Annotated in this window: 19 protein-coding genes and 1 pseudogene; 9 read left to right on the plus strand and 11 right to left on the minus strand. The window is 64.4% G+C overall.

Going from position 1 to position 22,287, the window contains the following annotated elements; genetic code table 11:
• Positions 1-260: 260 nt before the first annotated feature.
• From NKI37_RS04725 to NKI37_RS04735, 3 genes are all read right to left on the minus strand, one after another.
• Positions 261-644: a c-type cytochrome gene (locus tag NKI37_RS04725; protein ID WP_023669991.1), complete on the minus strand. Its 384-nt coding sequence runs from the start codon at positions 642-644 to the stop codon at positions 261-263.
• Between the two features lie 84 nt (positions 645-728).
• Positions 729-1,907 carry a glycosyltransferase gene (locus tag NKI37_RS04730; protein WP_023744275.1) on the minus strand — a complete coding sequence of 393 codons (1,179 nt, stop codon included), beginning with the start codon at positions 1,905-1,907 and terminating at the stop codon, positions 729-731.
• Positions 1,908-1,921: 14 nt separating this feature from the next.
• Positions 1,922-2,533 (minus strand): thymidine kinase, encoded by a 612-nt coding sequence (locus NKI37_RS04735; protein WP_352789618.1) that lies wholly within the window; start codon positions 2,531-2,533, stop codon positions 1,922-1,924.
• Positions 2,534-2,770: 237 nt separating this feature from the next.
• Between NKI37_RS04735 and NKI37_RS04740 the strand changes: the two genes are divergently transcribed.
• The 3 genes from NKI37_RS04740 to choV all read left to right on the plus strand — a co-directional run bounded on the left by NKI37_RS04740 (position 2,771) and on the right by choV (position 5,876).
• Positions 2,771-3,706, plus strand: coding sequence for a choline ABC transporter substrate-binding protein (locus tag NKI37_RS04740; protein WP_023686157.1), 936 nt, complete (start codon positions 2,771-2,773; stop codon positions 3,704-3,706).
• Between the two features lie 137 nt (positions 3,707-3,843).
• Positions 3,844-4,698, plus strand: coding sequence for a choline ABC transporter permease subunit (gene choW / locus NKI37_RS04745; RefSeq protein ID WP_023669995.1), 855 nt, complete (start codon positions 3,844-3,846; stop codon positions 4,696-4,698).
• Positions 4,695-5,876, plus strand: coding sequence for a choline ABC transporter ATP-binding protein (gene choV / locus NKI37_RS04750; RefSeq protein WP_023669996.1), 1,182 nt, complete (start codon positions 4,695-4,697; stop codon positions 5,874-5,876). Before choW ends, choV begins: the two co-directional genes overlap by 4 nt.
• 97 nt (positions 5,877-5,973) lie before the next feature.
• Here choV and NKI37_RS04755 read toward each other — a convergent pair whose 3' ends face one another.
• Positions 5,974-8,004, minus strand: coding sequence for a transcriptional regulator (locus NKI37_RS04755; RefSeq protein ID WP_050485815.1), 2,031 nt, complete (start codon positions 8,002-8,004; stop codon positions 5,974-5,976).
• A 202-nt stretch (positions 8,005-8,206) separates the two neighbouring features.
• On the opposite strand from NKI37_RS04755, the gene NKI37_RS04760 reads away from it, so the two are divergent.
• Together NKI37_RS04760 and NKI37_RS04765 are read left to right on the plus strand one after the other, a co-directional pair.
• Positions 8,207-9,292 (plus strand): PLP-dependent cysteine synthase family protein, encoded by a 1,086-nt coding sequence (locus NKI37_RS04760; protein ID WP_352789614.1) that lies wholly within the window; start codon positions 8,207-8,209, stop codon positions 9,290-9,292.
• Positions 9,293-9,311: 19 nt separating this feature from the next.
• Positions 9,312-10,787 carry a pyridoxal phosphate-dependent decarboxylase family protein gene (locus tag NKI37_RS04765; protein WP_352789611.1) on the plus strand — a complete coding sequence of 492 codons (1,476 nt, stop codon included), beginning with the start codon at positions 9,312-9,314 and terminating at the stop codon, positions 10,785-10,787.
• 18 nt (positions 10,788-10,805) lie between these two features.
• Here the strand turns inward: NKI37_RS04765 and NKI37_RS04770 are convergent.
• From NKI37_RS04770 to NKI37_RS04780, 3 genes and pseudogenes are all read right to left on the minus strand, one after another.
• Positions 10,806-11,209, minus strand: a pseudogene (locus NKI37_RS04770) (YciI family protein).
• A gap of 93 nt (positions 11,210-11,302) precedes the next feature.
• The gene (locus NKI37_RS04775; RefSeq protein ID WP_023670001.1) at positions 11,303-12,712 is read right to left on the minus strand and encodes an ATP-binding protein; all 1,410 of its coding nucleotides are present in this window, start codon (positions 12,710-12,712) and stop codon (positions 11,303-11,305) included.
• Positions 12,709-13,425, minus strand: a complete 717-nt coding sequence (locus tag NKI37_RS04780) for a response regulator (protein ID WP_023670002.1) — start codon at positions 13,423-13,425, stop codon at positions 12,709-12,711. The genes NKI37_RS04775 and NKI37_RS04780 overlap by 4 nt, the downstream gene beginning before the upstream one ends.
• A 258-nt stretch (positions 13,426-13,683) precedes the next feature.
• Between NKI37_RS04780 and NKI37_RS04785 the strand changes: the two genes are divergently transcribed.
• From NKI37_RS04785 to clpS, 4 genes are all read left to right on the plus strand, one after another.
• Positions 13,684-13,986 (plus strand): hypothetical protein, encoded by a 303-nt coding sequence (locus NKI37_RS04785; RefSeq protein WP_023705925.1) that lies wholly within the window; start codon positions 13,684-13,686, stop codon positions 13,984-13,986.
• Positions 13,987-14,025: 39 nt separating this feature from the next.
• Entirely contained in the window at positions 14,026-14,256 is a 231-nt protein-coding gene (locus tag NKI37_RS04790; RefSeq protein WP_023670004.1) for a hypothetical protein, read from the plus strand.
• Between the two features lie 154 nt (positions 14,257-14,410).
• On the plus strand, positions 14,411-14,758 hold the full coding sequence (locus tag NKI37_RS04795) for a hypothetical protein (protein ID WP_023728268.1): 348 nt from the start codon (positions 14,411-14,413) through the stop codon (positions 14,756-14,758).
• A 133-nt stretch (positions 14,759-14,891) separates the two neighbouring features.
• Positions 14,892-15,197 carry an ATP-dependent Clp protease adapter ClpS gene (gene clpS / locus NKI37_RS04800; RefSeq protein ID WP_023705923.1) on the plus strand — a complete coding sequence of 102 codons (306 nt, stop codon included), beginning with the start codon at positions 14,892-14,894 and terminating at the stop codon, positions 15,195-15,197.
• Positions 15,198-15,241: 44 nt separating this feature from the next.
• On the opposite strand, the gene NKI37_RS04805 is transcribed toward clpS, so the two are convergent.
• The 4 genes from NKI37_RS04805 to NKI37_RS04820 all read right to left on the minus strand — a co-directional run bounded on the left by NKI37_RS04805 (position 15,242) and on the right by NKI37_RS04820 (position 22,278).
• Positions 15,242-17,326: a hypothetical protein gene (locus tag NKI37_RS04805; RefSeq protein ID WP_352510473.1), complete on the minus strand. Its 2,085-nt coding sequence runs from the start codon at positions 17,324-17,326 to the stop codon at positions 15,242-15,244.
• Between the two features lie 211 nt (positions 17,327-17,537).
• Entirely contained in the window at positions 17,538-20,363 is a 2,826-nt protein-coding gene (locus NKI37_RS04810; RefSeq protein ID WP_352789608.1) for a DUF4159 domain-containing protein, read from the minus strand.
• Positions 20,360-21,274 (minus strand): DUF58 domain-containing protein, encoded by a 915-nt coding sequence (locus NKI37_RS04815; RefSeq protein WP_023683683.1) that lies wholly within the window; start codon positions 21,272-21,274, stop codon positions 20,360-20,362. Before NKI37_RS04815 ends, NKI37_RS04810 begins: the two co-directional genes overlap by 4 nt.
• Positions 21,274-22,278 (minus strand): AAA family ATPase, encoded by a 1,005-nt coding sequence (locus tag NKI37_RS04820; protein ID WP_023754586.1) that lies wholly within the window; start codon positions 22,276-22,278, stop codon positions 21,274-21,276. Before NKI37_RS04820 ends, NKI37_RS04815 begins: the two co-directional genes overlap by 1 nt.
• Positions 22,279-22,287 lie beyond the last annotated feature (9 nt).

Consider the following 22,287-nt stretch of genomic DNA (forward strand, 5'->3'; position numbering starts at 1 on the left):
ATCAGGGGATTGAAAGACGCAAGACAAGACCCGCCCCGAAAACAAAAAAATGCCTGGTCGTCTTGAAAGGCAATGAAGGCGGGGTCATGGCGTGATTAACCAGCCGGCCAAGTATTGTTCAATTGTCATTGAACTTTGACGGCTGCGAAGAAGTCGATCTCGGACAGTGTGGGTGTGCTGAATTCGACAGAGGGCTCAATGAGTTGCAAGCGCGAGACAGCTGGCGGAAGCCGTCGCCATCACGCTACGCATCGCGCCGTTCAAGGCTTCGGATCGGCCTTCAGATAGGCGATGACGTTGGCGATGTCCTCGTCGCTGCTCAGGCCGGAGAAGCCCATCCTGTTGCCGGGTACTTTCAGCTTGGGAGCGCCGAGATAGGCTTTGAGGTTGGCTTCGTCCCAAACGAGGCCGGCCGCGCCGGCGTCCTTCATGGCCTGCGAATAGTTGAAGTTCTGGGCGGTGCCGGCGGTCCGGCCGACGATACCGAGGAGATGCGGGCCGACCTTGTCGCGGTCGCTTGCCGCCTCGTGACAGGCCATGCAGCGGTAGAACACTTTCTTGCCAAGTGCTGCATCGCCGTCGGCCAGCGCGGCGAGGATACCGGCCAAGTAAATGACAAGGCCTGATGAAATGGCTCGAAGCATGGCGGTTCCCGGCTGGCTCTGGCTGAGGGCAAAATAGGCTGCAGGCCTTAACAAACGCCGTATGCCGGTGGATAGCAGCCGGGCTCAATCCGTGCGCGGGATCGCCGCGACCGCCTGCTTGACCTGCTTTTCAATCGCCGCCGACGAATGATTGTCGCGCACGAAAGCGCGGCCGATCTCCGCCATCTCGGCGGCCGCTTGCGGGCGTGTCGCGAGATCGATGATTTTCAATGCCAACTTGCCGGCATCGTCGCTGGACAGGAAATGCCTGCCCGCCTGCAGGCCAAGCCCTTCGACGGCCTTTTCGGTGGCGGCGACGACAAGGCCCGCCGCCATCGCCTCCAGCACCTTGATGCGGGTTCCGCCGCCGAAGCGCAGCGGGATCGGCGCATAGCCGGCACGCCCAAGCAATTCAGGCAGATGCGGTGGGTTCTCGATCAACCGCAGACCATGCCTGGTGCATAGACCGCGCACGACATCGCGCGGGTTTCTGCCGGCGACGGTGATCGACCAGGGCCGGCCGGAGGCGGCGAGGCGCGGCGCCATCGCGCGGCCGATCTGCTTGACGGCATCGATGTTGGGGAAATAGCCGAGATGGCCTATGAAACACAGGCTGAGTTCACTGAAGCGCTCGGCAGCAATCGGCAGGGAAAGCACGCTCTCGTCTGGAATGGGGTTGGCGACGAACCTGACGTCGTTGACGGGGCCGAGAGCGGACAGAAGCGCTTCGTCGGCCCGCGAACAAACCCAGACCTGGTCGGCCAGGGCAGCCGCACACCTGTCGGCTTCGCGCGCCTCTGCCTTCCTTCGCCTGTTTTGGCGCCAGTCTCGAATTTGCTGCCACAGCGTCAGGCCGGCGATCCGGTCGGACACCGTCCGGGAATCAATGTTGTGCTGGTCAAGGACGGTGCGCGCGCGATGCTTCGGCGCCAGCGTCAGCAGCTGCGAAAGCACGATCTCCTCGATTACCACGAGATCGGGCGCGAATTCCCTCCAGATGGCGTCGGCCTCGGCCAGCTCGTCGTCCGGCATCATATGCACGGTCGGGTGCGGGCCGCGCCTGCCCCACGGCGCCCTGCCGCGCGCTGCCTCGATGATCCGGTGACGGATGTTCGGCGGTGTGGAGGGTGCCGGGGCGCCAGTCAGGCTTACCGTCAGGACCTCGCCCATCGATGCCAGGGCGCGTGCATTGGCGGCGTTCCGGATCTCTCCGCCGGAGACCGGCGGAAACGGGCAATCGACTGTGAACTGCAGAATTTTCATGTTGTCCCGGCCGTTCAGCCTCTGGTGAAGCCAATGAAATCGTCAGGCGCGGCGCGGCCCATTTCCTCTTCCCAGTGGCGGCGGCAGAGCGAGATATAGACGTCCTTGCCGATCGCCACCTGTTCGCCTTGTCTGGCCACCTTGCCGTCAGCGCCGAGACGCACGACCATCGTCGCCTTGCGGCCGCAGCGGCAGATGGTGCGCACTTCGCGCAGATCGTCTGCGATGGCCAGAAGCCCTCGCGAACCGGAAAACAGATTGCCCTGGAAATCGGTGCGCAGGCCGTAGCACATCACCGGGATGTTCAGCCGGTCGGCGATACGGGCGAGCTGCCAGACTTGCTCTTCCTCGAGAAATTGCGCCTCGTCGACAAAGATGCAATGCACCGTCGTATGTTCGTGATGCTCGGCGACGCGAGCGTAGAGATCGTCGCCGTCGCGGAACATCTCGGCCTCCGTCTCCAGGCCGATGCGCGACGAGATCAACCCGGTATCGCCCTTTCTATAGTGGCCGGCGACGAACAGCATGGTCGTCATACCGCGTTCGCGATAATTGTAGGACGCCTGCAGCAGCATTGTCGTTTTGCCGGCATTCATCGTCGCATAGTGGAAGTAGAGCTTGGCCATGCCGTCCTTTTAAGCCGAGTTGGCGCGGCGCGGGGAGAGGGCACCGCTGCATTTCATGGGAAAAGCCGTCTGCAATCGAAAAAGCGGCGGGCGTGTCGCTGTTTGGCCAGTCCGCGCCGTTGATCGTGATTGTCTTAGCGCTTGAAACCACACCAGAATGGTGTTTGGCTGACGAAACAAGGCGGGCAGAGAAACCGTAACTACGCTTCGCCAAAGAATCACAATGGGAGACTGCCAATGTCGCGTATGAACACCTTCGTCGCCGGTCTCGGCCTGGCGACTTTTCTGTCCACGAGCGCTGCACTTGCCGGCGATCCGGAGAGCTGCAAGGCGGTGCGCCTTTCCGATGTCGGCTGGACCGACATCCAGGCAACCACCGGCGTCGCTTCGGTGCTGCTCACCGCGCTCGGCTACGAGCCGCAGACGATCCAGCTATCGGTACCGGTGACCATGGCGTCGCTGAAAAACAAGGATCTCGACGTCTTCCTCGGCAACTGGATGCCGTCGATGACTAACGACATCAAGGACTACACCGCCGATGGTTCGGTCGAGACGATCGGCACCAACCTGACCGGCGCCGGCTACGGCATCGTCGTACCGACCTATGTCGCGGAGGCCGGCGTCAAGTCGCTGACCGACATCGGCAAGTTCAAGGACAAGTTCAACGGCAAGATTTACGGCATCGAGGCGGGCAATGACGGCAACCGCATCATCCTCGACATGATCAAGAACCCGAAGGACAATCTCGAAGGCTTCGAGCTGGTCGAGTCCTCGGAAGCCGGCATGCTGACGCAGGCCGAGCAGTCGATCAAGAACAATGAGTGGATTGCCTTCCTCGGCTGGACGCCGCATCCGGTGATGGGCGCCATGAAGCTCACCTATCTCGACGGCATGGGCGACAGCGGCTTCGGCGCCGCCACCGTCTACACCAATGTGCGCAAGGGCTACACCACGGAATGCCCGAATGCCGGCAAGTTCATCGCCAACCTGAAGTTCAACCTGGATATGGAAGGCGAGATGATGGACGCGATCCTGAAGGGCGGCGACGCCAACACGGTCGCTGCCGACTGGCTGAAGAAGCACCCTGACGCGGTTGCGCCGTGGATTGCCGGCGTCACCACCTTCGATGGCGGTGATGCGGCAGCGGCGGTCAAGACCGCGCTCGGAAGCTGAGCCGACTGAATTCGGCAAAGCCGAACCAGGAAGGGCAGCCAATCTAGAAAAGGCTGCCCTTTTTCATATCCTGTGAGAAGATGACCTAACGACAGCGGAGGCCGGAAGCAGGCGGTCTCTCGCATGAGAGGGGCGATATGGATCCGATTTCGAAATTCATGGTCGATCACAAGATACCGATCGGCGCCTGGGGAAAGGCGTTCTTCGGTTTCCTCACCGACAATTTCGACACCGTGTTCAGGGCCTTCTCGAATGGCCTCAATTTCTTGCTCGACGGGCTGGTTGGCATCCTTTTGATGGTGCCGCCGGTGCTGCTGGCGCTGATCATCGCCATCATCGCCTGGCTGCTGCAGCGCTCGCGCCCGCTGGCCATAGGCGTCTTTCTCGGCCTGATCTTCATCATCAACCAGAACCTCTGGAAGCAGACGGTGCAGACGCTGGTGCTGGTCGTGGCCGCCGCCGCCATGGCGATGGCCATCGGCGTGCCGCTCGGCATCTGGGCCGCGCACAAGCCGAAGGTCTACCGCATCATGCTGCCGGTGCTCGACCTGATGCAGACGCTGCCGACCTTCGTCTACCTGATCCCGGTCCTGACCCTGTTCGGTCTCGGCAACGCGCCCGGCCTCATCGTCACCATCATCTTCGTCATCCCGACCGCGGTCCGGCTCACCCATCTCGGCGTCGTCTCGGTGCCGAAGTCGATCATCGAGGCCGGCGAGGCGTTTGGCGCCACCAAGCAGCAGCTGCTGTGGAAGGTCGAATTGCCCTCAGCGCTGCCGACCATCATGGCCGGGCTGACGCAATCGATCATGCTGTCGCTGTCGATGGTGGTGTTTGCAGCACTCATCGGCGCCGGCGGCCTCGGCACTGAAATCAACCGCGCGCTCGGCTCGCGCCGCATCGATCTCGGGCTCGAGGCGGGCCTGGCGATTGTCGTACTCGCCATCGTGCTCGACCGGATGACGCGTATCGGCGTTGGAGGCAAGAAATGACCGTCGCCGTCGATTTCAAAAATGTCGATATCGTCTTCGGGTCCGACCAGGCCGGTTCGCTGGCGCTGATCGATGGCGGCGCCACGCGCGCCGAAATCCTTGAAAAGACCGGCAATGTGCTGGGTTGCGCCGGCGCCAGCCTGACCGTGCATGAGGGCGAAATCTCGGTGCTGATGGGCCTGTCCGGCTCGGGCAAGTCGACGCTGCTGCGGGCGGTCAACCGGCTCAACGTGGTGTCGCGCGGCCAGGTGCTGGTCAAGGACGGCGACAATATCGTCGATGTCGTGACCTGCGATCAGGCTACGCTGCGGCGGCTGCGCCAGAAGCAGGTGGCGATGGTGTTCCAGCAGTTCGGCCTGCTGCCCTGGCGTACGGTGGAGGAGAATGTCGGCCTCGGCCTCGAACTCGCCGGCGTGCCGGAGCAAGAGCGCAAGGAGCGCGTGCAACGCCAGCTGAAACTGGTCAATCTCGACCAGTGGTCGAAGAAATACGCGCATGAGCTGTCCGGCGGCATGCAGCAGCGCGTCGGCCTGGCCCGTGCCTTCGCCACCGAGGCGCCGATCCTGCTGATGGACGAGCCGTTCTCGGCGCTCGATCCGCTGATCCGCACCAAGCTGCAGGACGAATTGCTGCAGCTGCAGGCGGAGCTGAAGAAGACCATCATCTTCGTCAGCCATGATCTGGAAGAGGCGCTGAAGATCGGCACCCACATCACCATCATGGAGGGCGGTCGCATCGTGCAGACCGGGGCGCCGGAAGACATCGTGCTCAAGCCCGCCAATGACTATGTCCGCGACTTCATCGCCAATGTGAATCCGTTGTCCGTGCTGACCGCCTGGAACGTCATGCGCGACAGCCGCGACCTCGAGCACGGCGATAATGGCTGGGTGTGGCTCGACCGGCGCAAGACGACGCGCTTTAAGATCGACGAGCACGGGCTGGTGGCGGCGGCGGAACGCGACGGCAAACCGGCGGTATGGGTTTCATGCGCCGATGTCGAGGCGCAGCCGGAGGAGACGGCGCAGGTGTTCTGGGCCAACCCCGGCACGTCGCTGAAGACGGTGATGCTGGCCATGCACCGCTCGCAGACGGCACCCGTGGCGCTGTTCGACGACCAGTCGCGCTTTGTCGGCGCGATCGGGATACGCGATGTGCTGAGCGCGGTGTTGCGGCGCTAGATCATGATGAGATTTGGTTGAAATCTCATCATGATCTAACCCTTTGTTGGAGCATGATCTTTTCCAAAAACCGGTACCCACTTTTTGGGATCATGCTCTAAGCCAGCCCGATGCGCGTGGCGCCGAGCTTGAACAGGGCTGTGGCATCCCGGTCGAAGCGGAAGGTGTCGATGAAGTCGTCGGCTCGGTAATCCGGAAGCGTCTTGCGGATGGCGGCGGCGAAGTTTTTCGCCTCGTCCAGCCGCCCAGCCAACGCCAGGCAGTGGGCGGCGATCGACAGGATGATGACATGTGCGTTGGGGCGGGCGGCCGCCTTCAGCGCCCATTCGGCCGCCTCGTCGAACTGGCCGAGGCGGACATGCGCCATGGCGCGTGCGCCCAGCATGCCGAACAGCATCGGGTCGAACGGCGACAGATGGCGCGAATGATCCGACGATCCGATCGCCGCGTGCGGGTCGCCCGACTGCGAATGCACGAAGGACAGCGCATAGTGGCCAAGCGCGAAGTTCGGGCTGAGGTCGACGGCTCTTTGCAGTTCTAGCACGGACGCATCACCCTCGCCGCGCAGCCACAGCGCCCGGCCCATCGCCCAGTGCGCGGCGGGATTATGATCGTCGACCAAAACGCTCTGGCCGGCCGCCTCAAAGGCAAGCGCGCTGTCCTGGTCGCGGTCGCCCCAGCGCTGGAAGGCGCTCTGCCAATGGGTGAAGGACAGGCCGGCATAGGCGCGGGTAAAGGTCGGATCCTGCTGCAGTGCGATGCCGAAGAAATGCCTGGCCTGCTCGTTTTCGCTGCGGGTGAAGCGATACATATGCCAGAGTCCTCGATGGTAGGCCTCCCAGGCATTGAGCGAATTGGGCGCCTTCAGCATGGCGCGGTTGCGCTCGACCATCTCTATCTCGGATGAGACAGAGGCCACGATGCTGTTGCCGATATCGTCGAGGACAATGAAGATGTCCTCGGCCTTGCGCTCGAAGGTCTCGGCCCAGACGATCCTGGCCGTGCGAACCTCGACAAGCTCGACAGTGACGATCAGGCGACCCGTCGCGCTGCGCACCGTGCCGGTGGCGACATAGTCGACATTCAGCCTTCGGCCGGCATCTTCCGGCGCGATGTTCCTTTCCGCCAGCGCAAAGACCGAGCCCCGGGCGATGACAAAGAAGTCCCTGAGCTTGGCGAGGCGGGTAATGATGTCGTGGGTCAAGCCATCGGCCAGCCCGCCACGAACGCCGCTACCGGCGTCTTCGGCAAATGGCATCACGGCCAGCGAAGCCTTGTGCGGCGTCGCGGCTTCTGAACCGGCAAGCATGACTGACGCCTGGTTCGGCCCGGGCGGAGCTGCCGGTTGTGCCGGCAAAATCGCGCAGGGCCGTTCGCTGCGGATGGACAGCCACGCCTCGCGCACCGGGCCGAAATCCAGCTCTTCCGACTGGAACAACTGCGCCGCAGCGGCAAGATGGTCTTCGCAGGCGCCGAACTGGCCGCGCCGCGCCAGCCTCACCAGGAGTGCGACATGGGCGCTGCTGTCGAACGGGGTCAGTTCCAGCCATTTTTCGAGATGGGCGGAGACGGCTTCGGAATCGGCCGGCAGCGTCTTGACCAAATGTTCCAGTATAGCAGCTTGGCAGGAACCGAAACGGCGGCGCTGCGCGGTCAGCCAGCTGTTGAAGAGAGGGCTGCGGTCGATCTCCAGCCCTTCGAGGAAGTCGCCGACGAACAGGTCGGAGAGCAACTGCAGTCGCGTCGGCTCGAGCGTTTCGATGCCTGCGGCAGCCGCCGCCGCGACATCCAGAACGTCGACTGAGATGCCGTCGAGATCGAGCGCGATCGTATCGCCCGATGTTTCGATCCTGCGGCGGCCCGGTTCGTCGAGCGCGGCCCGCAGCTTGCTCAGGCACCAGCGCAGCTCACCCCTGGGATCATTTGGAACATCCCACAGCAACTCGCAGAGCTTGCCACGTCCGACCGGATGGGGCGCCAGCGCCAGATAGGCCAGCAGCGCGCGCAGCTTGCGCGATGCCGGCAAGACCACCGGGACGCCGTCGCGCGCAATTGTCGGCGGCCCAAACAGGCGCACGACAACACCTTGATGGCTGCTCGCCAGGCTCGATTCCACGCCAGATACCACGCCTGCTCCCACGCTGACCTGCCGGCCCCTGCTTTACCACCGAGCACGACAAAGTGCACCCGGCTGGCAAAATTTGTGCGCCGAATGTGGTGTTTACCACACTGCCGCACGTCAAGGACCTGTAGTGCGGCAAGGTGTCGAAATCTCGCCGCTCAAACCGCCGGTGTGTAACCGGCCCGTGAGCAAGAACCAGGAGTCTACCATGTTGCATCAGCAGAAAATCAGAACCACGGCCGGCCGCGGCCGCCTGTTCGACAGCATTCTCGACACCATCGGCGACACGCCGGTCATCCGCGTCAATAATCTCGGACCGGCGCACGCCACCATCTACGTCAAGGCCGAGTTCTTCAATCCGGCTGCGTCGGTGAAGGACCGGCTGGCGCTCAACATCATCGAGGAAGGTGAACGCACCGGCGCGCTCAAGCCGGGACAGACCATCGTCGAGGCGACCAGCGGCAACACGGGCATCGGTCTTGCCATGGTCTGTGCGCAGAAGGGCTACAAGCTGGTGGTGACGATGGCCGACAGTTTCTCGGTCGAGCGCCGCAAGCTGATGCGGATGCTGGGCGCCAAGGTGGTGCTGACGCCGCGCGCCGAGAAAGGCTTCGGCATGTACAAGAAGGCGGTGGAACTGGCCGAAGCCAATGGCTGGTTCCTGGCCCGCCAGTTCGAGACCAAGGCCAACGCCGACATCCATGAAGCAACTACGGGACGCGAGATCGTCAACGATTTCGCCGGCTCGCGGCTCGACTATTTCGTCACCGGCTACGGCACCGGCGGCACCGTCGCCGGCGTGGCGCGGGTGCTGCGCCGCGAGCGGCCTGAGACCCGGATCGTGCTCACCGAACCGGCCAACGCGCAGCTTGTCGGCAGCGGCAAGCCGCAGATGCGTGGCGCCGGCGGAGCGCCGGCCGCCAGCCATCCGGCTTTCGAACCGCACCCGATCCAGGGCTGGACGCCGGATTTCATCCCGCACGTCCTGCAGGAGGCCATCGGTGGCAACTTCTATGACGAGGTGATGCCGATCGCCGGGCCGGAGGGCATGAGATGGGCCAAGGCGCTGGCGCAGCAGGAAGGCATCTTCACCGGCATTTCCGGCGGTTCGGCTTTTGCCGTGGCGCGCCAGATCGCCGGCACGGCACCGGCCGGATCGGTGATCCTGTGCATGCTTCCCGATACCGGTGAACGCTACATGACCACGCCTTTGTTCGACGGCATCGAGGCCGAGATGAATGCGGAAGAGCTTGCTCTCTCGCTCTCGACGCCCGGTTGCCAGTTCCCGGCATGATGACGCGGGAGCAAATTGCATGGACGCGATGCCTGGACACTCGGCTACCAGTACCGAGGAAACGCTTGACCCCTCGGACTGGGCCGATGTGCAAAGCCTGTCGCATCGGATCGTTGACGATGCCGTCGCTTACCTGCGCGATGTCAGGCAACGGCCGGTGTGGCAGGAGATGCCTGGAGATGTGAGGGATTTCTTCACCGCCTCTCTGCCGCAATCGCCGACCCCGCTTGCCGACATCTATGGCGATGTCGTGGACAAGGTGATGCCCTATCCGATGGGCAACATCCATCCGCGCTTCTGGTCCTGGTATATGGGGTCGAGCAATTTTACCGGCGCGATCGGCGATTTCCTGGCGGCAATCCAGGGCTCCAATCTCGGCGGCGGCAACCATGCCGCCGCCCTGATGGACGGCCAGGTGGTCGACTGGTGCAAGCAGATGATGGGCATGCCGGCTTCGGCCAGCGGCACGCTGGTCAGCGGCGGTTCGATGGCCAACATCATCGGGTTGACCGTGGCGCGCAACACCAAGGCCGGCATCAACGTGCGCGAGCACGGCGTTGCCGCCATCGAAAAGCCGTTGCGTTTCTATGGCTCGGACCAGGTCCATTCCTGTCACCGCAAGGGGATGGAAGCGCTCGGTCTCGGCAACAAGGCGCTGCGCCGCATTGCCAGCGACACCGGCCTGCGCATCGACATTGAAGGTTTGAGGACTGCGATATCGGAAGATCGCGCGGCCGGGTTCAAGCCGGCCTGCATCATCGGCAATGCCGGCACTGTCAACACCGGCGCCATCGACGATCTGCAGGCACTGGCCAAGCTGGCGCATGAGGAGGATCTCTGGTTCCATGTCGACGGCTGCATCGGCGCGCTGATCGCGATCGCGCCCGAGAATGCGCGTCGTGTCGCCGGCATCGAATGGGCCGATTCCATCGCGCTCGACCCCCACAAATGGCTGCACGCTCCGTTCGAGGCAGGCTGCGCGCTGGTCAGGGATGCCTCGGCGCATCGCAAGACCTTCGCGGTGACGCCGGAATATCTGGAATCGACACCGCGCGGCCTCGCCTCCGGCCAATGGCTGCACGATTATGGCCTGCAGACGTCACGCGGCTTCAAGGCACTCAAAGTGTGGATGGCGTTGCGAGAACACGGCGTCGAAAAATTCGGCCGCCTGATCGACCAGAACATTGCGCAGGGGCACTATCTCTCGGGCCTGATCGCGGCCGATCCAGCGCTCGAACTGACGGCGCCGACCAGCATCAATATCGTCTGCTTCCGCTATCGCGCGGATGGTCTCGATAGCGAGCGCGCGAAGGCGCTCAACACCGAGATCATGCTGACGCTGCAGGAAGAGGGCATCGCCGCCATTTCCGATACCACGGTGCAAGGCCAGCATTGCCTGAGGGTGGCGATCAACAACCACCGGACCCGGCGCGAGGACCTCGACCTTCTGGTCGCCGAAACGGTTCGCCTGGGCAACGAGATCGCTTCTGCCTGACCGGCCATGGGGTAGTTCTCAGCCGCTGGCGGCCTCCTTTAAATCGCCCTCCGTAGCGGGAAACGTCACGCCGGGAAGGTAAAATGTGATCGGCCGGATTTCGTAGACTGCCGAGGGATTCACGCGGCGCAAGTCGCGCGCAGCCGCAATCGCCGCCTCCTGCGTGGCGCAGTCGAGGACATAAAGACCCAGCAATTGTTCCTTGGTCTCGGCAAACGGCCGTCGATGACGATGCCGTCTCCCGGACCACGCAGCGTGACGGCGTCGGCGGTCGCGCCCAGTCTTGCCGCCGGCCCGAGCTTGCCTTCGCGGGTCAATCTGGCATTGACCTCGAGCAGGTCGTGCATCAGCGCCGCATCCTGCTGCGGCGTCAGGGACTGGGTGGTCTGTTCGACGTGATAGGCCAGGATGGCGTAAAACATGCGGCGATCTCCTCCTGTTCGAGCGGCCGCACTATTGCAAGGGCGGGTTGGTTGATCCACCCCCGGTGCCCAGCGAGACGCTAGTCTGCTGCCTTATGCCGCCAGCGGCAGGCTGAGCTCCGTCAGCAGGCCGCCGCGGGGATGGTTGGACAGGTTGACATCGCCGCCGGCGGCACGCGCAATGTTGCGGGCAATGGTCAGGCCGAGGCCGAGGCCGCCGGTCTGGCGGTTGCGCGATTGCTCCAGCCGCACGAAGGAACCGAACACCTGATCGAGCTGCGCCTGCGGTATGCCCGGCCCCTCGTCGCGGATAACCAGCGTGACCGTGCCGTCCGACTGCCGCAGGCTGACATGGGCTTTCTTGCCGTAGGTCACGGCATTCTGGACCAGATTGTTGACGCAGCGCTTGAGCGCCACCGGCCGCGCCATGCAGATCATGCCACGCGGCCTGGCGCCGTCATGATCGAACGTGACGTCCTCGAAACTGTCGGCGATGGATTCCACCAGCGACCAGAAATCGATCCGCTCGCTCTTCTCCTCGGTGACTTCGAAGGTGGCGAAGTCGATGACGGAGCTGGCGATGCTCTCGATGTCGGCGAGGTCGTGGGCGAGCGCCTCGCGCGCCGTCGATCTGCGCAACAGTTCGAGGCGCAGCCGCATGCGGGTCAGCGGCGTGCGCAGATCGTGGGCGAGCGCGGCGGCCAGATGTTCGCGGTCCTCGACATAGTCGCGCAGCCTCACCTGCATGGCGTTCACGGCTTTGGCCGCGGCGCGGATTTCGCGGCTGCCGGTCTCGGCGATCGGCGGGCTCTTCAGGTCCGTGCCGATCCGGTTGACCGCCGTTTCCATCATCCGATAGGGCGCCGTCAGCCGGCGCAGCGACCAGATCGACATGATCACCACCAGGGCCGCGATCAGCGAATAGAGCGGCAGGCTGTCGAAGCTCAATATCGGTCCGACCGGTGTGTTGGGCTCGGTGAAATTCAGCCATTGGCCGTCGGCGAAGCGGACAGATGCCGTCAGCTTGTCGCTCTGGGCGAAGCTGGCCGCCAGCGATAACAGGTCACGCTCCACCGCGCCGACATCCTTGGTCACGGCCACACCGCCAGGCGCGTTGGCTGCCTGGGTTGCCGGATCGCGCCGGACGCGGGCGTCGGTGATGCCGAATTTCGACAGCCGCCCGACCAGGATGTCCTCGAGTTCGGCCAGTTCGTCGTCGCCGGCGATCGACGAGGTGACCGCGGGCGTGTCCGACACGGTCAGCGCATAGGTGGCGTTGAACAGACCGGAGGCCGTCAGCTTGCGCTGCTCCGGCGTGTCGTCATGCATCAGCTGCACCAGCGAATAGGCGCGGTCGTTAAGCCGGTAGAGATCGACCTCGTCATTGGCGACGGCGCGATCGCGCGAGACGATATAGAGCGTAGCGACCTGGCTGATCAGCAGGCCGGCAATGACGATGAGCAAAACCCAGACCGGCAGGGTTTGCGGCAGGAACCGTCTCATTCGGAGGTGGTCTCGGGCAGGAACTGGTAGCCGCCGCTGCGCACGGTCAGGATCAGTTTCGGCGTCTTGGGGTCGTCTTCCATCTTGCGCCTGAGACGGCTGACCAGGATGTCGATACTGCGATCGAAGGAATAGTCGCTGTCACCGCCGGAAAGCTCGATGAGCTGGTCGCGGGTGAGCACGCGCTGCGCGCTTTTGACGAAGGTCTGCAACAGGTTGAACTCCGCCATCGTCAGCTCGACCCTGACATCGCCCGGCGCCATCAGCCGCCGGCGCGAGCAGTCCATCGTCCAGCCGGCGAAATGGTAGATTTGCTTGGTGGTGGCGCGCTTCGGCTCAGCAGCACCATTGCGCCTCAAAACGGCGCGGATGCGGGCCAGCAGCTCGCGCGGATCGAAGGGTTTGGGCACATAATCGTCGGCGCCCATTTCCAGGCCGACGACGCGGTCGGTGGTCTCGGTCACCGCCGTCAGCATGATGATCGGCGTCGAGTAGCTGGCGCGCAGGTCGCGGCAGAGCTCCAGCCCGCTCTTTCCCGGCAGCATCACATCAAGCACGATCAGGTCTACCTGCGTGCGGCGCAGTATGTCTTCCATCTCGACGCCGTCGGCGGCAACCGTGGTGCGCAGGCCCCGCTTCTGGAAGAATTCCTGAAGCAGGTCGCGAATGCCCTTGTCGTCGTCGACGATCAGTATGTGCGCATCGGATTTCACGGCGATCCTGTCATTGCTGGCGGCCGGTCGGCGGCTGCCTTCTGAGTCTGCTTCTGTGGCGTCACCCACACGATAGAATTCTGGCCACATGTTGGCCAGCGGCGATGATCGCCCGCAAAGCCGATTTGCCAGAAACAGTCCAGAAACAAAATTCTATAGTCCGGAAAAACTCCCGAAAAGAATCAAGGGCATAAAGGGTGCCGTGGCGGTCAGGACATCGGCTGCGACGCGAAGTCTCCGGAGTAACGGACATTACCGATGCACAGGTTCACGATCAGCTTGATGGGTGCGCTGCTCAGCATTCCGCTCGTCACAGCCGCGATCGGAGCCACAACCGCAAAGGTGACGCCGATCACAAGGAGCGAGCGCTGCATCGATCTCAATCGCCAGGTAGACGAAGCCCTCGAAACCCATGCCGCGGCAACGCAGGTCACCGCGGCGAAAGCACTGCAAAGAAAGGGAAACCGGTTCTGCGCCAACAAGAAACAGGCACAGGGTATCCGGATGCTCGCGAACGCTTTGAAGCTGCTTGGAGTGACACCGATCGACCCGGTTCAGTGACACTCGAAACTCGACCCGCACAAAGAAGGAAATGAAGCCATGAAAAAGTCCATCCTCTCCGCCACCGGTCTCGCCGTCGCTCTCGCTTTCGCAATGCCGGCTCTGGGCAATGCCGCTGCCACCACGACCGCTGCTCCGGCTGCTTCCACGACCACCGCTCCGGCGACCACGACCGCCAAGCCCCCGGTGAAGAAGGTCGTCGCCAAGAAGCCCGTCAAGAAGCACAAGAAGGCGAAGAAGGTCGTCAAGACGGACGCCCCGAAGGCCTGATCCAGACAGCCAACAGGCTTGTCTGTAACAAGGCCGCTCCAGCACCCCCCGGCTGGAGCGGCCTTGTCGTGTGAGAGCATGATTACCCGTTGATGGGTGCCGGCCACCCAGATCTTTAACCCGTTTGCAATGCCGGTCCGGTAGGACAGCCCGCATGAAGAAGCGGCTTTCATCCATTCTGCGCTCGATGGCCATCGGCGGCCTTGTCGCCTCGGCAATGGTCAGGGTGCTGGTCCAGTTTACCGCCAGCCCGGTGCCCGATCCGGTGAGCGGGCGCACGGAGCCGTCGCTGTTTGCACCGGCAATCTCCAGCAGCTGGCAATACATCACACCATGGCAAAGCCTGCTGCTTACCGTGATCACCGGCGCGGCGCTGGCCTGCTTCTTCGGCTGGCTCGCGGTCGCCTGGGTCGAATACAAGGCGGCCGGATCAAGGCCGGATGCGGCATCCAGCGCACGGCAATTCCAGGCTCGTCGCGTCGCCAATCGCCAGGGCCGTTGAACCGCAGCATACACTTCCTAAATTTGTGAACGGCAGCACTTCCGGGAAGCCGGTTTGGCGCGCCGATCAAAATGGACGACGGCTTTCCCCCATGACAAAGTGAGAGCGACCCCTCGCGCGATACCGGTTCCCGATGCCTGAAATCAGTTCCAAACCCCGCACCAAGACCAAGCCGCAGACCGAGCGGCCGAAGCTCTACAAGGTCATCCTCATCAATGACGATTTTACGCCGCGCGAATTCGTGGTGACGGTGCTGAAGGGCGAGTTCAAGCTCAGCGAAGACCAGGCTAACCGGGTGATGATCACCGCGCACCGGCTCGGCGTTTGCGTCGTTGCCGTCTTCACCAGGGATGTCGCCGAGACCAAGGCGACACGGGCTACCGATGCCGGCAAGGCCAAGGGCTACCCGCTGCTGTTTACGACGGAGCCGGAGGAGTAGGTTGAGCGTCTTTCTCCCCCTATAGTGACGGGGAGAAGGGATCCTCACCTTCCTTCTCTATACCACATCGCGCCCATGGCCAGCAGCAGCAGGCAAAGGCCGAGGAAGCCGCCGAACAGGGGTACGCGCGAGACGGCTTTGAGCACGCTGTCGTCGGTGCTGCGCAGGCCGATCCAGTCTGCGCCCGAGGCCGCACCGGAGGCGCGGACCGGGACGATGGAGGGCAGGGCGACACTGCCGGTGAGCTGGCCAAGGGTGGAGGAGGCCGCCAGCCGGCGCACGCTGCCGCCGGTGGCCTCAGTCGGAGCCTTCAACCGGTCCTCGGTGGAGACGACGTCGGAGAATTCCGGCGCGTTGACCGGGCCGACATGGGCGAGTGCGGTCAGGTCACCATTGCCGATCTGGTAGAGGCCGATCTCCTTGGTCTCGATGCTGCCCAGGAAAACGCCGGGTTCGGACTTCTCCAGCTTGACGATCAGCGCCTTGCCCGAAGGGGTGATCACCTGCGCCGGGCCGGGATCGTCGCTCATCGTCTGGCGGCGGATTTCCAGCATCATGCCGCGGCCGTCGGCAGTCAGCCGCTCTTCCTCGAGTTCAGGTTCCTTCATCAGCCAGTGGGCGATGCGGCGGTAAAGCTGGACATGCGGGCCGCCACCCTCGAAGCCGCGCGCCCATAGCCAGCCCTGATCGGACAGAAGCATGCCGACGCGGCCTTCGCCCTTATGATCGAGCAGAAGCAGCGGGCGGTTGTCGGCGCCCTTCATCACCACTTCGCCTTCGGGGTTCTGTACGCCGATGGTGCGGAACCAGCGGCTCCAGCGCGGCGGCTCGGTCGCCGAGCCGTCGAGGCCGCGCGTCACCGGATGGCGCTGGCCGAGATCGGTGAGGCGCGGATAGAAGGCCTTGTCGATGACTTCGCCGGTCGGCATTGCCGGCAGCGACGACATTAGCGGGGTGCGGGCGATCGAGGCGTCGCCGGCATATTCCGGCCCGGCGGCGATCAGCAGCGCGCCGCCCTTTTCGACATATTCGGAGATGTAGTCGTAATAGAGGATCGGCAGCACGTCGCGGTGCTGGTAGCGGTCGAAGATGATGAGATCGAAATCCTTGATCTTCTCGACGAACAACTCGCGGGTCGGGAAGGCGATCAGCGACAGTTCGTTGATCGGCGTGCCGTCCTGCTTTTCCGGCGGCCGCAAAATAGTGAAATGGACGAGATCGACCGAGGCGTCGGATTTCAGCAGATTGCGCCACGTGCGCTCGCCGGCATGCGGTTCGCCGGAAACCAAAAGCACGCGCAAGTTCTCGCGGATGCCGTCGATCAGCGCGATGGCGCGGTTGTTGGCGTCGGTCAGTTCACCCGGCTCGCGGTCGATGGAGAGTTCGACGATGTTGCGGCCGGCGCCGGGGATGGTCACCTGCAGCGGCATCGCCTGGCCGATGGTCGCCTCTTCGACCGCGACCTGCTCGCCATTTACCGAGACGCGGACATCGACCGGGCCGGTTTCGCCGTCGGTGGCGATGACGCGGTAGGTCATGTCGAGCGGCTTGCCGACGAGGCCGAAGCGCGGCGCGTTCTCGAAGCGGATGCGGCGGTCCTTCTCGTGCTCGTTGCCGGTGATCAGCGCGTGCAGCGGCGCATTGAAGTCGGGGGCGGCCGGTGCGTCATGCACCTCGCCATCGGTGATCATGATGGCGCCACCGATGCGCGAGGGCGGCACGTCGCGGAAGGCGCCTTCAAGCGCTGCAAAAAGCTTGGTCTCGGTGCGCTCGTCGGCGGCTTCCGACTTGCCGGCCTCGACGACGCGGACGTCGAACTGCTTGAAGCGGCCAAGGCGCTGCTGCAAACCGGCAAGCGCTTCGTCGGTCTGTTTGGTCCGGTCGCCGATATCCTGGCTCTGGCTGCGGTCGACGATGACGGCAACGACGCTCTTCAGCGCCTCGCGCTCCTCATCGAGGAAGACCGGATTGAGGAGTGCTGCGCCCAGCGCAATCAGCGCCGCGAAGCGGAAGATCGCGCCGCGCTGGCGAAACCACAAGCCGACAGCGGCCAGCACCAGCAGCGGTGCGAGCACCAAAGCCAGCAAGGGCCAGGACAGCAGCGGTTCGAACGAAATCGACCAGTTCATCGTTTACCCTCCCTCTTGTGGGGAGGGTCGATCCGCGTAGCGGAGCGGGGTGGGGGTAGGCGACAGAGCGCTGGCTGCACCCCCACCCCGGCCCACTGTCTTCGCTTCGCTGCGACAGCGAGCCGACCCTCCCCAAAAGGGGGAGGGTGAGGGTGAGGCTGCGCCGCCGGCGCCAGACAGGATCGAGACGAAATTAGCCAATACTGCAATCCTATTGCCCCAACCGTTCGAGCAGGATGGGCACGTGCACCTGGTCGGATTTGTAGTTGCCGGTCAGCATGTACATCATGATGTTGACGCCGGCGCGCAGCGCATAGATGCGCTGCATCGGATCCGATGGCACGGTCGGCAAAAGCGGGTCACCATTCCCGTCGACGGCCCAGGCGCCGGCAAAATCATTGGCGGTGATCAGGATCGGCGAGACGCCGTCGCCGACGCGTACCGGCCGATTCTCGGCATTGCTGGCCTCGAGCGAGGCTTCCACCCAGAGCGGGCTGCCGGAGAAGCGGCCGGGAAATTCGGGCAGGATGAAGAAGGATTTGGTCAGCACATGGTCGGCGGGCACCGGCTCCAGCGGCGGCACGTTGAGATTGCCGAGAATGTCGCGCAACCGTTCCGTCGCCGGGCTCGCCGAATCCGCACCGATGCCGTTGGCGAACTGGTCGCGCGTGTCGAACAGCACCGTGCCGCCCTGCTGCATATAGGCGTCGATGCGGGCGATCGCGGCTTGGCTCGGCATCGGCGCGGAAGGATCGATCGGCCAGTAGATCAGCGGATAGAAGGAAAGCTCGTCCTTCGAGATATCGACGCCCGCCGGCGCGCCCGGCTCGAGCGCGGTCTTCTCGATCAGGAAGCGGGTCAGGCCTTCGAGCCCGGCGCGGCTGATCGAATCGTCACCGGGCACACCGGTCAGCACATAGGCGATGCGGGTCTTGGCAATATCCTCGATTGCCGCGGCATCGCCGGGCTTGGCGTCGTCGGCGTGGGCGAGGTCGGCATGGCCAAACAGCATGCCGAGACCAAGCAGCAGCGCAGCCGTCGTTGCTGCGGCCGATCGGCCGCGGCGCGGTCGGCGCGACATCAGCCCGCCCATCCAGAACACCGCCAGCGTGTCGAGCAGCATAAGCGCAAGTGCCGCTGTGACCAGCGATCCCTTGAGGTCGCGCGATTCATCGAAAGCGTACTGGATATTGGTCACCGGCACTGTGAATTGCGGGCGCACCAGCGGCGCGAAGGCGGTGGCCGGTTCGAGCAGATTGTGGGCGAAAACGCCGGTTTCCGAGCCGTAGAGGCCGGGCGGGTTCTCGAACGTCACCGGCAGCGTGCCGGCGCCGGGGACCAGCGGTCGCGCGTCCGGCGTCGGCGGCACCAAAGTGCCGTCGGCGGCTATCATGCGATAAGGTGCCAGCGACGTAGCAGCGGCTTCGGCGTTGGCAACCGCCGCACCCTGGTTGCGCGACAGCTGCACGATGCGCCGCAGCATCTCGACGAAGCTGCCGGAGATCGGCAGCGTCGACCATGTCGCTTCCGGGGTGATGTGGAACAGAACCAGCGTGCCCTTGCCCTTCTTCAACCCGGTCACCAGCGGGGTGCCATCGGCAAGGGTTGCCCAGGTGCGTTCGACGATGTCCGGCGTCGGTTCGGCCAGCACCTGCCGGCTCACCGTGACCTCGGCCGGCGGTGCGAGGTCGGCGAACGGGCCGTTCTTCGGGAATTCGGTCACCGCCTGCGGCGTCGTCCATGACAGCGCGCCGCCAAGCGAGCGCTCGCCGGTGCGCAGCCTGACCGGCAACAGATCATCGTCATTGCCGGCGGCGGCCAGCCGCGAACCGGCAAAGCGCACCAGCGTGCCGCCATTGTCGACCCAGTCGACCAGCCGCTGATGGACCTGCGGCGGAATGGTACCGATATCGGCCATGACGATCATCGCCGGCTTCTGGTCGAGAAGCTGCGGGATGGCGTCGGCGAGATCGACGCTCGACGGTTCGACCAGATCGGCGAAAGGCTGCAGCGCGCGCCTGATGTAATAGAGCGGCGACAGAAGCGGCTGCGCCTGGTCGGCCTCGGCCTGCGATAAAAGTCCGACGCGGCGGCGCTTGGAGCTTTCGTCGAGCACGCGCACCGCACCTGCCTGGCGTTCGCCGTCGAGCGCGATCGAGGCGAAGTCGTTGCGCAGTTCGAACGGCACCGCCATCGTGCCGCTGGCGGTAGTCTCACCCGGCGCGAAGGTCAGCGTCGCGTCGGCGATGCGGCGGCCCTTGTCGTCGAAGGCGCCGGCGGTGACTTGTGCCGGCGCCGGGTCGCCGGGCGCGCGGATGGCGGTCAGGGCGAAGCCGTCGACCTGATTTTCGGCGCCAGTGAGCCCAGTCAGCGCCAGCCGGTCGGAATTGGCCCAGACGACACGGGCGGCATTTTTCGACAGCAGTGTGTTGAAGGCGGCCTCGTCGCCCTTTGCCGCAAGGCCGTCGGCGAGAACGGCAACGCTGGCGCCGGGCAAGGTTTCCAGCACGCCGGCGACGCGGGCATAGACGGCGGGTCGGTCGGTTGGGATCGGCCTCGGCTTGGCGGCGCGCAGCCGGTCGAGGGCAGCCGCGGCATCGAAGGGGCCGATCTCGGCGTTCGGCTTTTCGGCGGTGAAGGCGATGACGACCGGTACGCCGTTCGAACCGGCATCGCCGATCAGCCGCTGGGCGGTGGCGACGCGCTTGCCCCAGTCGGCGGCACTCGCCCAGTCATTGTCGATGACGAGCGCCAGGGCGGCGCCCTCGGCCGGCAATTTTTCGCGCGGATTGAAAACGGGTTCGGCTAATGCCGCGACGACAAGGGCTGCCATCAACAGCCGCAGCAGCGTCAGCCACCACGGGCTCTGCTGCGGCGTTTCCTCGCGCTTCAGCACGCGAGCGAGGATCTTCAGCGGCGGAAACATTTCGGACTGCGGCTTGGGCGGTGTGAGCCTGAGCAGCCACCAGATCACCGGCAGCGCGAGCAGGCCCCACAACACCATGGGAGCGCCAAAGGAGAGCGGCAGCCAGCTCATGCGCCGGCCCTTCCCACGAATGCGCCATCGGCGGTCATCGCCATGTGGATGCGCACCAGCGCCTCGGAAGCGAGGCGATCGGTGTGGTTGACGGTGTAGCTCCAGCCGAGGCGCTTGCACCAGCTGGCCATCTCCTGGCGGCGGGCGGTGTAGAGCAGGCGGTATTCGTCGCCGAGCATTTCGGCGCGGCCGGCGGTCAACTTGTCGCCGGTCTCGGGATCGGTGAATTCGGTGCGGCCGGCATAAGGAAAGGTCTCCTCCGCCGGATCGGCAACCTCGATCAGATGCGCACGCACGCCATGCCGCGCCAGCACATCGAGCCATTCCATGGTCTCCTCGACCGGGTCGAGGAAATCGCTCACGACGACGATGTCGCAGAAGCGGCGGATGGCGGACAGGTCAGGCTTTGCTGGCAGGTCCGCGGCGTGCATCAATTGCGCTGCGATGCGCTCGGCGCCGTTGCGGGCGGTGAACGGATCTGTCAGGCCGGGCCATGCGATGCGCTCGCCGCTGCGAGATAGCAATTCGGCCATGGCCAGTGCCAGCACCAGCGCGCGCGATTCCTTGGAAACGCTGGCGCCAGTCGATTTGTAGAGCATGGAGGGCGATGGGTCGGCCCAAAGCCACACCGTGTGGGCTGCTTCCCATTCGCGGTCGCGCACATAGGTGTGGTCGTCCCGGGCCGAACGGCGCCAGTCGATGCGCGAGGAATCGCCTTCGACATAGGGGCGGAACTGCCAGAAATTCTCGCCGATGCCGCGCTTGCGGCGGCCATGCCAGCCGGCAATTACCGTATTGACGATACGGCGTGCCTCGACCAGCAGGTCCGGCACCAGCGAAGCCCGCAACCGGCCCCTGGCGAGCGCGTCGCGCGTCGCTGCCGGTGCCTGGACTTCGCCGATACGCGCCATCAGATTCCTTTGGCCAGTTTCGCCACCACGTCGCGCACAGTCGTGCCCTCGGCGCGGGCGGCAAAGGTCAGCGCCATGCGGTGCTGCAGCACCGGTTCGGCCAGCGCGCGGATGTCGTCCACCGACGGCGCCAGCCGCCCGTCATAAAGCGCGCGCGCACGGGCGCACAGCGTCAGCGCCTGGCTGGCGCGCGGGCCGGGACCCCAGGCGACATGCTTGTCGGTCTCGGCATTGCCCTGGCCGGGACGCGCCGAACGCACCAGTTTGAGGATGGCGTCGACGACGGTTTCGGGCACCGGCATACGGCGGATCAGCGTCTGGATTTCCCTCAGCCGCGCCGGCTGCAGCACGTTTTGCGCCTTGGCGTCCTCGATGCCGGTGGTTTCGAGCAGGATGCGCCGCTCGGCCTCGATTTCGGGATAAAGGATGTCGACCTGCATCAGGAAGCGGTCGAGCTGCGCTTCGGGCAGGGGATAGGTGCCTTCCTGCTCCAGCGGGTTTTGCGTCGCCAGTACATGGAAGGGCGCGGGCAGGTCGTGGCGAATGCCGGCGATGGTGACGTGATATTCCTGCATCGCCTGCAGCAGCGCCGACTGGGTGCGCGGCGAGGCGCGGTTGATCTCGTCGGCCATCAGCAATTGCGCGAAGATCGGGCCAGAGATGAAGCGGAAGGAGCGCTTGCCGGCCTCGTCCTGTTCCATCACCTCTGAGCCGAGAATGTCCGACGGCATCAGGTCGGGTGTGAACTGGATGCGGCGCGAATCGAGGCCGAGCACGACACCGAGCGTTTCGACCAGCTTGGTCTTGGCAAGGCCGGGCACGCCGACCAGCAGCGCATGGCCGCCGGCAAGCAGCGCCACCAGCGTGCGCTCGACCACCACTTCCTGGCCGAAAATGACACGGCCGACGCCGTCGCGCACCCTGGAAATATCGGCCAGCGCCGTCTCGGCCTGGGCGATCATGTCCTTTTCGCTGATTGGGCTTTCCTTGACCATTACGCTCATGCCGCATCG

The sequence above is a fragment of the Mesorhizobium sp. M0626 genome (assembly GCF_040320665.1).
Taxonomy (GTDB): Bacteria; Pseudomonadota; Alphaproteobacteria; order Rhizobiales; family Rhizobiaceae; genus Mesorhizobium.

Bases quoted from the DNA above. Each gene is read 5' to 3' on its own strand.
- NKI37_RS04820 (WP_023754586.1), bottom strand. From the start codon at position 22,278: ATGAGCGTAATGGTCAAGGAAAGCCCAATCAGCGAAAAGGACATGATC.
- NKI37_RS04730 (WP_023744275.1), bottom strand. From the start codon at position 1,907: ATGAAAATTCTGCAGTTCACAGTCGATTGCCCGTTTCCGCCGGTCTCC.
- NKI37_RS04805 (WP_352510473.1), bottom strand. From the start codon at position 17,326: ATGAACTGGTCGATTTCGTTCGAACCGCTGCTGTCCTGGCCCTTGCTG.
- choV (WP_023669996.1), top strand. From the start codon at position 4,695: ATGACCGTCGCCGTCGATTTCAAAAATGTCGATATCGTCTTCGGGTCC.
- choW (WP_023669995.1), top strand. From the start codon at position 3,844: ATGGATCCGATTTCGAAATTCATGGTCGATCACAAGATACCGATCGGC.
- NKI37_RS04790 (WP_023670004.1), top strand. From the start codon at position 14,026: ATGAAAAAGTCCATCCTCTCCGCCACCGGTCTCGCCGTCGCTCTCGCT.
- NKI37_RS04740 (WP_023686157.1), top strand. From the start codon at position 2,771: ATGTCGCGTATGAACACCTTCGTCGCCGGTCTCGGCCTGGCGACTTTT.
- NKI37_RS04735 (WP_352789618.1), bottom strand. From the start codon at position 2,533: ATGGCCAAGCTCTACTTCCACTATGCGACGATGAATGCCGGCAAAACG.
- NKI37_RS04810 (WP_352789608.1), bottom strand. From the start codon at position 20,363: ATGAGCTGGCTGCCGCTCTCCTTTGGCGCTCCCATGGTGTTGTGGGGC.
- NKI37_RS04765 (WP_352789611.1), top strand. From the start codon at position 9,312: ATGGACGCGATGCCTGGACACTCGGCTACCAGTACCGAGGAAACGCTT.
- NKI37_RS04760 (WP_352789614.1), top strand. From the start codon at position 8,207: ATGTTGCATCAGCAGAAAATCAGAACCACGGCCGGCCGCGGCCGCCTG.
- NKI37_RS04785 (WP_023705925.1), top strand. From the start codon at position 13,684: ATGCACAGGTTCACGATCAGCTTGATGGGTGCGCTGCTCAGCATTCCG.
- NKI37_RS04795 (WP_023728268.1), top strand. From the start codon at position 14,411: ATGAAGAAGCGGCTTTCATCCATTCTGCGCTCGATGGCCATCGGCGGC.
- NKI37_RS04775 (WP_023670001.1), bottom strand. From the start codon at position 12,712: ATGAGACGGTTCCTGCCGCAAACCCTGCCGGTCTGGGTTTTGCTCATC.
- NKI37_RS04725 (WP_023669991.1), bottom strand. From the start codon at position 644: ATGCTTCGAGCCATTTCATCAGGCCTTGTCATTTACTTGGCCGGTATC.
- clpS (WP_023705923.1), top strand. From the start codon at position 14,892: ATGCCTGAAATCAGTTCCAAACCCCGCACCAAGACCAAGCCGCAGACC.
- NKI37_RS04815 (WP_023683683.1), bottom strand. From the start codon at position 21,274: ATGGCGCGTATCGGCGAAGTCCAGGCACCGGCAGCGACGCGCGACGCG.